At 60.9% G+C, this 13,372-nt stretch carries 11 protein-coding genes; 2 read left to right on the forward strand and 9 right to left on the reverse strand.

Annotated features, from left to right (window positions below; translation table 11 throughout):
• Positions 1-471: a bactofilin family protein gene (locus tag ACFQZG_RS21195; protein WP_378156152.1), complete on the forward strand. Its 471-nt coding sequence runs from the start codon at positions 1-3 to the stop codon at positions 469-471.
• 103 nt (positions 472-574) lie between these two features.
• Positions 575-1,444, forward strand: coding sequence for a hypothetical protein (locus ACFQZG_RS21200; RefSeq protein ID WP_378156154.1), 870 nt, complete (start codon positions 575-577; stop codon positions 1,442-1,444).
• A gap of 73 nt (positions 1,445-1,517) precedes the next feature.
• On the opposite strand, the gene ACFQZG_RS21205 is transcribed toward ACFQZG_RS21200, so the two are convergent.
• The 9 genes from ACFQZG_RS21205 to trhA form a co-directional block, all read right to left on the reverse strand.
• Positions 1,518-3,020: a methyl-accepting chemotaxis protein gene (locus ACFQZG_RS21205; RefSeq protein ID WP_378156156.1), complete on the reverse strand. Its 1,503-nt coding sequence runs from the start codon at positions 3,018-3,020 to the stop codon at positions 1,518-1,520.
• A gap of 147 nt (positions 3,021-3,167) precedes the next feature.
• Positions 3,168-5,237, reverse strand: coding sequence for an Ig-like domain-containing protein (locus ACFQZG_RS21210; protein ID WP_378156158.1), 2,070 nt, complete (start codon positions 5,235-5,237; stop codon positions 3,168-3,170).
• Positions 5,238-5,466: 229 nt separating this feature from the next.
• Positions 5,467-6,411 (reverse strand): metallophosphoesterase family protein, encoded by a 945-nt coding sequence (locus ACFQZG_RS21215; protein ID WP_378156160.1) that lies wholly within the window; start codon positions 6,409-6,411, stop codon positions 5,467-5,469.
• Positions 6,408-6,896, reverse strand: a complete 489-nt coding sequence (locus ACFQZG_RS21220) for a DUF1904 family protein (RefSeq protein WP_378156162.1) — start codon at positions 6,894-6,896, stop codon at positions 6,408-6,410. The genes ACFQZG_RS21215 and ACFQZG_RS21220 overlap by 4 nt, the downstream gene beginning before the upstream one ends.
• Before the next feature lie 32 nt (positions 6,897-6,928).
• The gene (locus tag ACFQZG_RS21225; RefSeq protein ID WP_378156164.1) at positions 6,929-8,233 is read right to left on the reverse strand and encodes a D-arabinono-1,4-lactone oxidase; all 1,305 of its coding nucleotides are present in this window, start codon (positions 8,231-8,233) and stop codon (positions 6,929-6,931) included.
• Entirely contained in the window at positions 8,230-9,390 is a 1,161-nt protein-coding gene (locus tag ACFQZG_RS21230) for an amino acid deaminase/aldolase (RefSeq protein WP_378156166.1), read from the reverse strand. Before ACFQZG_RS21230 ends, ACFQZG_RS21225 begins: the two co-directional genes overlap by 4 nt.
• Before the next feature lie 96 nt (positions 9,391-9,486).
• A complete protein-coding gene (locus ACFQZG_RS21235; RefSeq protein ID WP_378156168.1) occupies positions 9,487-10,878 on the reverse strand; it encodes an aldehyde dehydrogenase in 1,392 nt (463 codons plus the stop codon).
• Between the two features lie 353 nt (positions 10,879-11,231).
• On the reverse strand, positions 11,232-12,437 hold the full coding sequence (locus ACFQZG_RS21240) for an MFS transporter (RefSeq protein ID WP_378156169.1): 1,206 nt from the start codon (positions 12,435-12,437) through the stop codon (positions 11,232-11,234).
• 106 nt (positions 12,438-12,543) lie between these two features.
• Positions 12,544-13,182, reverse strand: coding sequence for a PAQR family membrane homeostasis protein TrhA (trhA, locus tag ACFQZG_RS21245; RefSeq protein ID WP_378156170.1), 639 nt, complete (start codon positions 13,180-13,182; stop codon positions 12,544-12,546).
• Between the last annotated feature and the right edge of the window lie 190 nt (positions 13,183-13,372).

Below are 13,372 nucleotides of genomic sequence, written 5' to 3' on the forward strand. Positions count from 1 at the left end.
ATGTTCAAGAATAGCAAAAAGGCGAAAATAGATCCGAATTCCACCGATACGCTCATCGGCGAAGGCAGCGCCTTCGAAGGCAGAATCAAATCCGAGGCGGGACTGCGCGTCGAAGGACAAATCGTCGGGGACATCGAGTGCGAGGGAGACGTGACGGTCGGAGAGAACGGCATCGCCCGTTCCAACGTCAAAGCCCGCAACGTCATCATCGCCGGACAAGTGACGGGCAACGTATCCGCCTCGGGCAAGCTCACGATCAAAGCGACGGGCAAGCTGCACGGCAACTTGGCGGCGCTCGAGCTGTCGATCGAGTCGGGCGGCATCTTCCACGGCCAGAGCAAAATGGACGTGAAGGATGTTCCGGCGCCCGCGCCCGCCGCGGAAGAAAAGGCGCAATCCTGGGAATCGACGGAGACGAAGCATGCGGCAGCGGCGGCCGAAAGCGCCGCATCCGTTCTCAAAACCTGGTAACCCTTACATAAGACCCGTCTCTCTTCGAGAAAGACGGGTTTCTTCATGGGCGCAAATCGTGTATGATGCATAGAGAAGACCGTACATCCGGGAGAGCAATGGAGTGAACGATATGGAAGAAGAGCTGCAGAAAGCTTACGAGACGCTCGGATTGCCGACCGACGCGACGCGCGAACAAGTCGAGAACCGCTATTTCATCCTGTTGAAGCGAGAGCGCGCGCAGCATCAACGCGCGGGCGAGGGCGACTCCGGAGACGGAAGCCAGGGCGGCACCGATCTTAGCGAGATCAGCAAGGCGTACCGTCTTATTCTCGGCCTCGAGTCGGAGAAGACGAGCACCGAACCGAAGCAAGGCAAAGTCGCGCATTTTTTCTATTACTATAAGGTTCACCTGATCGTCGGTATCATCATCCTTCTGTTCGCCGGCTACACGATCAAAGAGAGCATCGATAAGCGCAACGCGGAAGCGCGTCTCGGTCCGATCGACCTCTCCGTGGCGGTCATGGGCAATTATTACTTCGCGGACACGGAGCTGCTGCAGCAGAACATGCTGAAGCTCGTGCCGGACTGGAACCGAATCAAGACGACGCTGACGTATATTCCGACCGAGATCAAGAGCCAGCAGGATATCGCCTTGCAGCAGAAGAGCGTGCTGGTGCTCATGTCGGAGCACGACGAGATCTACTTCCTGGATCAGAAAAACTTCGACAGCCTCGTCTTCCAAGAGGCGTTCCGCAAAATCGACGATCTGCCCGGCTTCTCGGAGCTCGGCGTGCCGGAAGTCAAAATCGTCCTTAGCAAGACGGAATCGGATCAGACGAACGCCGCCGCATTCGGCATCGACGTGACCGGCAGTCCGATCTTTCAAGGCATCGAAATGACCGGCGAGCGCATCATTATGGCCGTCCGAGCCGATGACGAGGAACTTCCGAAGACGATGGAGCTGTTAAGCCGGATCGTCGCTCAACAATAAGCATTCAATAACAAGGACCTCGCCTCCGCCCAGCGGAAGTCGAGGTCCTTTTATTTCCGTTAGCCGCATTGCTTCAACGTCGGCCGGACAGCTCGCCGACCAATCCGTTCAAGGCGTGCGTCGTCTCCGCGGCGCCCCGAATCGATGCCGCGATCTCCTCCATCGAGTCGTTCTGCGCGTCCGACGACGCCGATACGACGGCGACTTCGTTCAATGCGGCGTCCGCTTCGAGCGACATGTTCCCTAGCGAAGCGGTAATCTGCTCGGCGCTCGCGGACAGCTGCTCCGACGCGGACGAGACGTCGCGGGTGCTATCGGAGATGGCGTGCGCTCTCGCTACGATATCCGCGAACGCCATGGCGGCTTCTCCGACGACGGCGCTGCCGCGTTCGATCTCCCGCGAACCTTCGTTCATCTGCCGGACGACGTCTTGCGTCGCCTCCAGCACGTTCTCGACCAGGGAAGCGATTTGCGCCGCCGATTGCTCCGACAACGACGCCAGCTTGCGAACTTCCCCCGCGACGACGCCGAAGCCTCGCCCGTGCTCCCCTGCCCTGGCCGCTTCGATCGCAGCGTTCAAGGCCAACAAATTCGTCTGCGACGCGATTTCCGCGATCGCTGCCGTTATGCCGCTAATTCGAAGCGTATCCGACCGGAGCCGTTCCGTAGCTTCGGATGCGGATCTCGACGCGTCGCGTATGGCGTCGAACTGCCGGATCGCGGTGCCGACCGCTTCGTTGCCGCGCTCGGCGCCGGACGCCATCTCGGCGGCCGCTTCGCTGACCGCCGACTGCGATTCGGCGATCCGCTGCACGCCGTGAGCCATCTCGTCCATCGTCCTCGCGCTCTCGCCGGATGCGGCCGCTTGCCGCTTCGCGCTCCCTTTCACGTTACGCATCGCCGCCATGATCTCCGAAGACTGGCGCACCGTTGCCTCCGAATGCTGCGTCAGCGAATCGACGATCCCCATCAGCTCCGACGAAGTCCCGGCGAGCTGTTCGGTCGTCGCGACGATGAGACGTTCATGCCGTTCGTTCTCCTGCCGGAGCAAGGCCGTCTGCTTGGTTTTCACCCTTATCTGCAGGATCATGAAGGCCGAAGTCAGCACGAGAAACATCGCGTGAATAAGCATCATGCCGAACGTATATTCGTGGCTTCCGAATACGAGCTCCGGCAATACGACCTCCGCGCCGAGATGCTGCGCGGCGAATATCGCCGTGGAGACGAGCATGAGCGGCACGCTCTCGTAGTAAGCGATCATGGCCAGCACCATGAAGATCGAGAAGTGGTATTCGATCATGCCGTGCGCGCCCGCGACCATCGCGATGCTGGCGAACGTCAGGGCGAGCGTATTCAGCAGCGGCAGGTACGCATTTTTCCCGGAGAAGTACGCATATGCGGCGCCGGCAAGCAAGGCGATCGGAATCGCGAGCAGCAACGCGATGATCCCTTCGTGGGACGAACCGACGTCGGCATGATGCCCCCCTCCTCCCGAATATCCGGCATAGACGAACACCGTTAACAGAACGACGAGCGAAGTAAGCTGGGTCATGAGCTTGTTTCTAGACTGATTCAACCGATAATTCCTCCGATCGGATAGGCAACCGCGTATGATGTAGGTTTTTGTCGAACATTGTCTAACATTGTATCCCTATAACCAATCTTTGTAAATGAACGAAGAGCCCCCTCTTTACAGCAGAGGGGGCTCTTCGGAACTATATCTTTACCAGTATGCGGCGAATTGCACGACGTACGGCGCGTTGTCCTTCGTCGTCTGCAGGGCGTTCCACTCGGCCGCGTCCGTGATGACGTTCGCGTTGAACGTCATTCTGTAATCCCAACCGGGCGTGAAGTAGTTTCCTTCTTGCGAAGGTTTATCCTTCAGCCGCAGCACGACCTCCGTGACGATGCGGTCTTTGTCGTTCAACTCGTCGTACGCGATCTCGATTGCTTTGCCGTCCAACTGCTTGATCGTGAACGCCGCTTCGTCGACGTTCGTTACGGGCTCGCTGAAGATCACTTTAACCCTGTCGTCGTCGAGCACTTTCGCTTCCTTCACGTAAGGAATCGGATTGCCCGCGTTGGTCCCCGCGAACGTGTCCTCGTCTTGGTCGTCGTTCGTGACGAGCGACGCGACGCCGGATACGCGGCCGAGGTAAAGATGGCCGGGCACGAACAGCTTCGGATTCTCGGACTTCGTCCGGAACTGAACGATCGCCGTCTTGTCGTCCTTGCGAAGCGCGAATTGATTCCAATCCGTCATCGAGACGCCGTTGCCGTTGTCCTTCAGAATATACAGCTTCAAATTCTTCACGTCGGCGTCGGAGATCGCGCGGTCGAACTTCACCTCGACGGTGTTGTTGTTGAGCGCCGCGAGCGATTGCAGATCGACCGGAACGTCGGGATCGGAGATGCTCGCGAACGGAATCGTCGCGTTGTCCATGACGTTGCCCGCCAAGTCCGGAATGCCGCCGATCGTCAATCTGTACAGCGTGCCGTCGCGCTGCGAGGTCGTCTTGAGCGTTACCGTGCGGCCGTCGCTTTCCAGCTTCGCCTGCGTGACGGAGAGACCCTTGTCGATCGAATAGCGGCCGGTCTGTTCGGCGATCGTCTTGTCGACCTTCTCGCTGAACTGTACCGTGATCGTGGCGGTCGGATTGATCCATGCCGATACGGTCGGCTTCGTGTTGTCGTTCGCGAACGAGCGGGTCGTCTGGTCCATCGTATTGCCCGAGGTGTCTTTGACGCCGCGGATCGTCAGCTCGTACGTGCCGTTGTTCTGCTGTTCGTTCGTCGTGATCAGCACTCTGCGATCCGAGGTCAATTCGGCTCTCGATACGCGCAAGCCGTTATTGAACCGGTAGTTGTTCGCGTTCTCCGCCGAATCTTCTTCGACGGGCTCGCTGAAGATGACTTCGACCGTCCGGCTCGTCAGTCCGTCTATGGACGACACGACCGGTTTCACTTGATCGTCAGACACCGCATTGAACCGGCTCGTTTCCTTGCCGTCGAAGTAAAGCCGATGTTCCGTGCCGCTGGCGAGCGGCTCCGTGAACAACACGACAGTCAAGCCGTCCGCGCTGATCGAAGATACCGTCACGTCGACGTAACGGCCGTTCCGGTCTCTGATCTCGACGCGGTCGTCCGTAATATTTTTGACCGATTGCTTCAGCGTGATCATGATTACCCGGTTGGAGATGACGGTGAGATTCTTGATGCTGATCGGTTGCTCGTACAGATCGGCGTAGACGGCGTAGATCGCCTCGACGAGCGCTCCGCGCGTCGCGTTCGCGGTGTAATCGCCCATCTGCTGGATTAGGCCTTTGTCGAGGGCGATACGAACGGCGGCTCTCGCCCAAGGCGATACGGTGCCGTGCACGAACCCGGTTCCCGCGTTCTCGTAGCCCGTCGCGCGGACGAGCACGGCGGCGAGCTGTTCGACGGTCACGTTCGTGTCCGGCGAGAACTTCGTGGCGCTGACGCCGTTCATCAGGCCGGACTTGACGACGGCTCTGATCGCGTCGTGCGACCAGCGCGTTCTCGCGACGTCTTCGAACGTTCTCGAGTACGTCGTGTCCGACAGCTCGAACAACCGGTACAGCGTCATCGCGAACTGCTCGCGGGACATCGTCTCGTACAGTCTGGACGATCCGTCGGCGAATCCGGTGAAGATGCCTTCCTTCCTCAGCTCTTCGAATTTCTGCTCTGTGGATAGGGTAGCGGCGGCGGCAACGTTATAGGCGACACTCGCGAGCATCAAGAGGGACAGGAGCAACAGCAACGTTTTTTTCATTTCACAGCCTCCTTTGTACCGCCTTGGAGGGGGCTAGCGTACGTTGTGGCGGTTCATTTCTTTTGACGCAGGAGTGATACGTTTTGTTTCTCTGTTTTTAAAAAAAGTGATAAATGGAGACAAAGTGTAACATCTTGTCCATGGGTTAATGCGGCGGGGGAATGTATCGACGGCGGTCGGTCGTGCTTCCGAGCGCGCAAAAAGAGCCGTCTCCGAAGAGACGGCCCGTCTAAGCTCTCGAGAAGCATGTCGGCCGGTGCTTGCGCGGCTGCGTAATGACGCGGCCGGTAGCAAGCCTGAGCCAGGTGTCGAACGGCTTGCCTTGGCGCAGCCGAATGACGCGGGCGCCGCGGGAATACAGCCATCTGCCGTACGTCGCGTAACCGGTCGCCCGGCCGTAGCAGAGGCGGATGCCGTACAGCTCGCCGACATAGTCGTTGATGTGATCGTGCCCGCAGAAGACGCCCCGCACCGCGCCCGACTCCATCATCGCCGCGAACAAGCCCGAGTTGATCGGCGCGCAATTGACCTTCTCGTGCCGGCGACCGTAACAATAACGAGAGTTCCATACCTCCCTGTATTCCGGTAACGGAATGTGCATGAACGCGAGCGAGGGAACCGGTACGCCGCCGCCCGCCGTACGCAGCGCCGCCGCTTCCCGGCGGAACCAAGCCAACTGGCGTTCGCCAATCCAGCCGTAGCCCGGCGCTTCCGCAAGGTCCGAGTAGCTACCGCTATCGAAGCAATAGAGCGCCGCGGCCAATCTCACTCCGGCCGAGTCCCATACCGGCAACGCGAAGTTGCCGACGCCTTCCAGCTCAGGAGGGCCGAATTCCGCGACCGCTCCCGGCAGCGACAGCTGCGCCCGCATGAGCTGCTCGCGGGTGACGTTGCCCTCGCTGTCGTGGTTGCCGAACAGCGCCGCCCACGGAACGCCGCTGTCGGCCGCGACGGATACCGCGTCCTTGAAAGAACGTTCCGGATCGCGGCACCTGCGGCTCTCGATGACGTCGCCGGTGAACACGATCAGATCCGGCCGCTCGGCCGCGACGACCCGCTCCATCAATGCGCGAGTCCGCATATCCGCTTCTTCGCCGTTATTCCAATGAAGGTCGGTGAACTGCACGATCTTGAACGTCCCGTCCGGACGCATCCGCAGCCGTTCGACCGTCATTCGCGAAGCGCGTCCCGCAGCTTGCTGGACATCGAGGACGCCGAAGCGCCGCCGAGCACGGCGTTCTGAAGCGCCTTGCGCGCCTTGCCCAACTCATCCTTAAGCCTCGCGTTCTCTTCCGCGAGCGCCGCTGCTCCGGCTTCTTCCGGCGTCGGCTCGCCCAGGCGCTTCCCGTTCGCGTAATACGCTTCCGGCGCGTACAAGCGGAACGCGACCTCCATCTCCTCGATGCCGAGCGAGCGCACGTGACGGTCGATACAGGCGGCCGCGCGATCTCTCGCTTCCGCTCCCCGATCGAACCAGTTCACCTCGACGAACGGGTAGGACGCGACGCGCCCTCCTCCGAATACCGCCGTCGTATGCAGGCATTCCAGAACGATATAGTCCGGCGGGCACGCGCTAATATCCGCGAGCTCCGCGACCAGCGCCTCGCTGACCGTCGCGAGACGGTCGGGATCGACGCCCCTTATTAACAAATGCGGCAAAAGCGATCACTTCCTCCTCTATCGTAAATCGATTATCGCCCGAAAACGCGACGCAAATAACCGTTTAATAATATCCCGTCCGGATCCATCTCGTCCCGAACCCGTCCGAACTTCTCCCACATCGGGTAAGCCGCGCTTAACCGATCGGCTTCCAGCGTATGCAGCTTGCCCCAATGCGGCCTTCCCCCGTAACGCAGGAAGATCTTCTCCATGTCCGCGAAGTAACGCTCGTGCGGCATGCCGCGGTACATGTGCACCGCGATGTATGCCGAATCCCTTCCGTACGCCGGGCTGAGCCATATATCGTCCGCCTGAACGTACCGGCATTCGATAGGAAAATGCACGCGGTGCTTCTCCCTGGCCATCGTCTCCCGCATCTCCCGAATGACGTCCGCCATCGCATCCGCAGGGATATTATATTCCATCTCGTTGAACTTCACGAGCCTGGTCGTCGCGTACACGCGATGGCTCGCCTCTACCTTCCTCGACGTCGGTACCGCCGACGCGCACAGCCGGCTGACCGTCGCGCTTAGCGGAGGCACGCGCCGCGCGAGGCCGGACAACGCGCCGAACACGGCGTTCTCCAGCAGCACGTCGCTGACGTAATCCCGCACCTTGCGGGACGTGACCGGTTCATCGGTTTCGTTCATCATTTTCAGCTGGCACGGCTCCGCGTAGGGGAACCAGTAGAATTCGAAGTTGCGGTGCGCCGCCTTCAGCTCCGGAAGCCGGTCCAAGCACTCCGTAAGCGGGACCCGCGAGCTTTCGTAACGCAGCCGATACGACGGACGTAGCCGAAGCGTCACTTGAGCGATGACGCCGAGCGAACCGATCGACACCTGGAGCGCCTTGAACAGCTCCGGATGCGAAGCTTCCGTACAGCTTATGACGTCGCCGGTGCCCGCGACGACCGTCAAGCCGACCACTTGGGTGGCCAGCGTTCCGAAGGCGATGCCGGTGCCGTGCGTCCCGGTACTGATCGCCCCGGCGATCGACTGGACGTCGATATCGCCCAAGTTCTCTTGCGCGAACCCTTCCGCGTGCAGCAGCTCCCCGAGCAACTTCAACTTCGTGCCCGCCCATACGGTCACGGCTCCGGCCGCGGCGTCGACGCTCGCGATGCCTTGCATGCGATCCAGCGACAAGAGCACGTCGTCCGAAGCGGCGATCGCCGTGAACGAATGCCCCGATCCGACGACCCGAAGCTTGCGTCCTTCCTTCCTGCACCGCGACACGAGGTCGGCGATCTCCTCGATCGTCCCGGGGTAATAGACTTCTCGGGGCGTCGTTTGCACGATGCCGGACCAATTGCGCCATTTGCGTCCGCTAGCGATCATAAGAAGTTCTCCCCCATGCCTCTGTACGTCGGGTATTCGTCCACGATGGCGCCGCCTTCTATCGCGTACAGCCTGTCGAACCGTTCGCACAGCTCTCCCGCTTTGGCGTGACGGAAGAACACCGGGTCTCCGACGTCCAGACCTAGCGAAGCCGCCGGCGTACCTTTGCCGACCGCCAGCGGCGTCTGCACTTCTCCCGCGCCTTCGAGCGGGAACAGCGATAGCCCGGCCGGCATATACGGCCGCGGCAGCTTCGTGCCGTCCGCCGCTCCGGAAGCGGTATACCCGCCGCCCATGCACGTGACGATGTCCGCGCGCGGCTTGCGCACGATCTCGACCGCATAGCCGGCTGCCGGCAAGTACCTGAACGAGCCGTAGTTATCGAACAATAACGGCGAATAGAAGCCGGAACCCGCCGTCATCTCCGTGACGACGCGCTCTTCGCGCGAAGTCGCCAAGCTCCCGGTGCCCCCCGCGTTCACGAAGCGAAGCGGCGGCATGCCGAGCTCGCGAATGCCCGCGACCACTCCCGCCCGCCGCTCGGCGACGTCCCTCACCGATCGTCGTTTCAAGTAGCGCACGACGGCGTTCTTCATCCCCTGCCCCGGCACGCGGTCTCCGACTCCGGCGATCTGCGCCTCGTATCCCATGATGCCGTCCAACCATACCCATGACGATTCCATGATCCGTTCGACGACGGGGCGCGCGGTAGTCCAGCCGTTCAACGGCGAACGCCATACCCCGAATCGCAAGCCCGGATAGCTCGCGGACATATCGACGTCGAGGCAGAGCGGAACGCGCACGCCGCGCTCACGCGCCAGTCGCTCCAACTGTTCGACATGAGCGATAGAATCGACCATGAACGTAATCGTACGGCCTTCTCCAATTAACTCTATTAAAGGCATAATGCCTTGCGGGTCCCATGTCGGATAGCCGAGCAGCAAGTCTTGGAAGCCCTGCCGCGCCAGAAAAGCCGCTTCACCCGCGGTGTAGCACATGACGCCCTGGAAGACGTCGTCGGATCGTAAAACGCGGCGCAAAACGTCGACGCTTCGGATCGATTTGCTGGCGATGCGAATCTTCTTGCCCCCCGCGGCCTTCGCGATGTCCCTGACGTTCCTGTCGAGCAGGTCGAGATCGACGAAGGCGAAAGGCATCGGAAGACCTGCGAATATCGTCTTGTACGTGGCGTAATCTGGCGTAGGAATAGGGATCGTCCTCTCGTCGTGTCGTCTGGCTTCCGTCGTCTTGCGTTAGCGAAGCAGCTTGCGGATAACGGACATGCCCCACTTCGAATCGGGGTAGCGGAACGGCGGATCGAACCAGTTCGTCATCTTCAGAATGCTCTTGTAATGGGAAAAAGCCCGGAAGCCGTATTCGCCGTGATAGCTGCCGATACCGCTGCCTCCGACGCCGCCGATCGGCATGTAAGGCGTTCCGAAATGCATGATCGTATCGTTGACGCAACCGTCGCCGAACCTGATCCGTTCGATCAGCCTGCGCGCGAACGCGTCGCTGCCCGTGAATACGTATAGGGCGAGCGGCTTCGGATTCGCTTCGATGACCGCCTCGATCTCGTCCGCGTCCCCGTACTCCAACACCGGAAGGAGCGGACCGAAGATCTCTTCCCTCATGATCGGCGAGTCTAGCCGTACTTGGTCGAGCAGCGTCGGCGCGATCTTCAAGCTCGCTTCGTCGACCCCGCCGCCGAACAGGGCGCGCCCGTCGGCGAGATAGCCCTTGAGCCTGCTCCAATGGCGGGCGTTCACGATGCGGCCGTATTCCGGGTTCGCCATCGGATCGTTGCCATAGAAGCTCTTGATCGCTTCTGCCAACTTGGCGACGAACGCTTCCTTCACGTCCCGATGAACGAGCGCGTAGTCGGGAGCGACGCACGTCTGGCCCGCGTTCGTGAACTTGCCGAACGCGATGCGCCTTGCCGCGAGAGCGATGTCCGCGTCCCGGTGGACGATGCAGGGGCTCTTGCCCCCGAGCTCCAGCGTCACCGGAACGAGCTGCTTCGCCGCCGCTTCCATGACGATCTTGCCGACCCCCGGGCTGCCGGTGAAGAAAATATGGTCGAATGGCTGGCGGAGAAGCTCGGCGCTCGTCTGCGCGTCGCCCTCCACGACCGTCACGTAGTCCGACGGGAACGTCTCTCCGATCAACTCCGCCAGCAGCCCGGACACGGTCGGCGTCAGCTCGGACGGCTTCAGCACGGCGGTGTTGCCCGCGGCGATCGCGGAGACGAGCGGCACGATCGTCAACTGGAACGGATAGTTCCAAGGGGAGACGATGAGCGTCGTGCCGTACGGTTCGGGCACGATGCGGCTGGAAGCGCCGAAGTGCGTCATCGGCGTCTTCGCACGCTTCGGCTTCGCCCACCGGCGAACGCCGCGCAGCGCGACGCGGATCTCCGTCAGCGCGATGCCGATCTCGGTCGCGTATGCTTCCCGCTCGGATTTATTCAAATCTTGCTTCAGCGCCGCCAGCAATCGCGGCTCGTAGCGGACGATCGCCGCGCGCAGCTTGCGCAGTTGTTCGACGCGGAACGCGACCGGTCTCGTCGCGCCTTCCCGGAACGAAGTCTGATGGCGGCTTACGATGTCCGAAAGCGATACGGCGGATGGATGCGAAGTAGGCAAGTCCAATTCTCCCTCCAGCTAGCTCGTCGATAGGAATCTAACTCTCTCTATTGAATTATCGAGCTAACCTAAGCGGCTGTAAAGACTTTTCGGACGATCGCCGTATTGCGCGGTACCGAACCCATGCGATATGATGGGATCAAATTCGGAGGTGCATCATAATGGGAATGTCTACTAGCAAGAAGGCTAGACGCAAGGACGAGAGGGAAGGACGGCCGAGTCCGGAACTGAAACGAGGACAATGGCACCGCAAGCCGTGCACGCAAGTCGTGCGCAATACGAAAGCAGATCAGCGCCGAACGCAATGCCGCCATAAGGGCAGCCGCGACGGCGCTGATTTTTTGTTTACCGATTTATTGCACGAATTCGTTCGCCTGTCCGCTGCGCCCTTGGCCGATCCCCTTCTCGCCCGCCGGATAGCGCATCGCGAGCGGCAGCATCGCCAGAGCGACGACGATCAGCATGCCGATCGCCAAGCCGCGATAATCCAGCAGCGCTTGTACGCCTAACGAGAGCACGACGCCTCCCAAGTTGCCGAACAGCAGAAGCATCCCCGCCACCGTCCCCGCCGTCTCCGGCGACGCCTTCGATTCCGCCGTCACGAGAATGATCGGCAAGTCCGCGAGCAAGAGGAACCCGGTCGCCCCGAGCATCGCGACGAACACCCAGACGTTCGCGCCGATCCACAGCGCGGCGAGCGTGACGACGCTCATCCCGAGCGACGCGCACAGCATGTAGCGGCTGCGCTTGCCGGCCGCCGCCCAGCTCGGCACGACGCCCGCGCCGACGATCCCCGCGACGGTCATCAAGCCGAGCCCGATGCCGACCTGCTCCTCGCTCATGCCCAGCGCGTCCGACAACACTTCGAGCCACGTCGTCAGCGCGATGAACAGCCCGAATCCGACGAACAGCAGCAAGCTCAGATGCCTTACCCAACGCTGCGACCAGAGCGCCTTCATCGAGACCTGCGCCGTCGCTCCCTCCGCGGCATGCAACGGCCGGATGCGAAGCGCGGCCAGGAACGCAAGCGAAGCTGCCGCGGCGAAGATCGCTTGCGATCCGTTAACCGCCTGCATGCCTTGTCCGTCCATGAAGAACGGGACGCTTACGGTCGACAGCAGGATGCCGATGAACAAGCTGGACGACCCGATCGCGATCGCCGCCGGCCGCTTGGCGGGCGCCACGTAGAGCGATACGATCTTGTTGATTCCGTTCACGACGAGCGGTTGCGCGACGGAGATGACGATCTGTCCCGCGAGCGCGTACTCGTAGCCCGGAACAAGCCGGATCAGCGCTCCCGCCGCGGTTAAGCCGGCCCCGACCGCGAGCGAGCCGCGAAACCGCCGGTCCGCCCAATATCCGAACGGCAGCGCCAGCACGACATAGAGAAGCGGAAATACTTGCGCCAGCCAACCGACCGCTTCCTCGGATACGCCCCAATGGGCCGCCGCGGTCGTCGTGATCGGCGTATACGTCACCCACAGCGCTTGCGTCGCGGCGACGAGCGCCGCGTAAGCGAATATCATGCTCCAGCTCGTACGAGATTGCGATTGATCCACGTCTGTCGCCCCACCCTGCGCGTTATAATAATTCCGTCTAGGGTGTATTCCCCGCTCGTCTCCTAAATCCTTTTTCGTTCGACAACGAATCCTCCGTTAGGTCCTTCTATAGCACGTACAAGAGAATGGCGAAGAAGTGCACGACCGAACCCGCGAGCACGAATAGATGCCATACGGCATGATGGTGCGGGAACCCCCGCCATATATAGAACACCGAGCCTACCGTATAGAGGACGCCGCCGATGACGAGCAATCGGATGCCCCCCGGCTGCAATAGCGCTTGCAGCGGATGCCAAGCGAATAGGATGATCCAACCCATGAATACGTAGAAGAGCGTCGACAGAACGAGAAATTTTTTAGTGAAAAACGCTTTGAAAACGACGCCGGCGACGGCTAGCCCCCACACGATTCCGAACAACGTCCAGCCGAGCGGACTTCGTAACGTCACGAGCAGTAACGGCGTGTACGTTCCCGCGATGAAGAGATAGATGCAGGAGTGGTCGAGCGTCTCGAACACGTCCTTCGCCTTGCCCTCCGGAAAAGCATGCACCAGCGTGGAAGCCGTATATAAGAGCAGCATCGTAATGCCGTACACGGTGAAGCTTACGACGTGCCACGCCGTCCCTTTTAAGGAGGCGAACACGATCAGCAGCGTTAACCCCGCGATGCTGAGCGCCGTCCCCAAGCCGTGCGTGATCGCGTTCACGGCTTCCTCCCGCCTCGTGTATACGTGAGTGTTCGCCATCGCCAACGCCGTCCTTTCGACACATGATGTACCTACTATTGTATGCGAAGGCGGGCGATTCGTCATTGCGACGATACCCCCTCGACTCTCTTATCGTCACTATCCCGTCGGGTCAGGAGGAGCGTTGTGCCTGTCCTTTGTCGCCATATTGTCACTATCCCATCGGGTCAGGCGGATGGGTTTATCCTGT

The organism is Cohnella sp. GCM10027633 (genome assembly GCF_042675445.1).
In the GTDB taxonomy this organism is placed as follows: Bacteria; Bacillota; Bacilli; order Paenibacillales; family Paenibacillaceae; genus Cohnella.

Coding starts and splice junctions, on each gene's coding strand:
- ACFQZG_RS21225 (WP_378156164.1), bottom strand. CDS start 8,233: ATGATCGCTAGCGGACGCAAATGGCGCAATTGGTCCGGCATCGTGCAA.
- ACFQZG_RS21215 (WP_378156160.1), bottom strand. CDS start 6,411: ATGACGGTCGAACGGCTGCGGATGCGTCCGGACGGGACGTTCAAGATC.
- ACFQZG_RS21230 (WP_378156166.1), bottom strand. CDS start 9,390: ATGCCTTTCGCCTTCGTCGATCTCGACCTGCTCGACAGGAACGTCAGG.
- ACFQZG_RS21210 (WP_378156158.1), bottom strand. CDS start 5,237: ATGAAAAAAACGTTGCTGTTGCTCCTGTCCCTCTTGATGCTCGCGAGT.
- ACFQZG_RS21195 (WP_378156152.1), top strand. CDS start 1: ATGTTCAAGAATAGCAAAAAGGCGAAAATAGATCCGAATTCCACCGAT.
- trhA (WP_378156170.1), bottom strand. CDS start 13,182: ATGGCGAACACTCACGTATACACGAGGCGGGAGGAAGCCGTGAACGCG.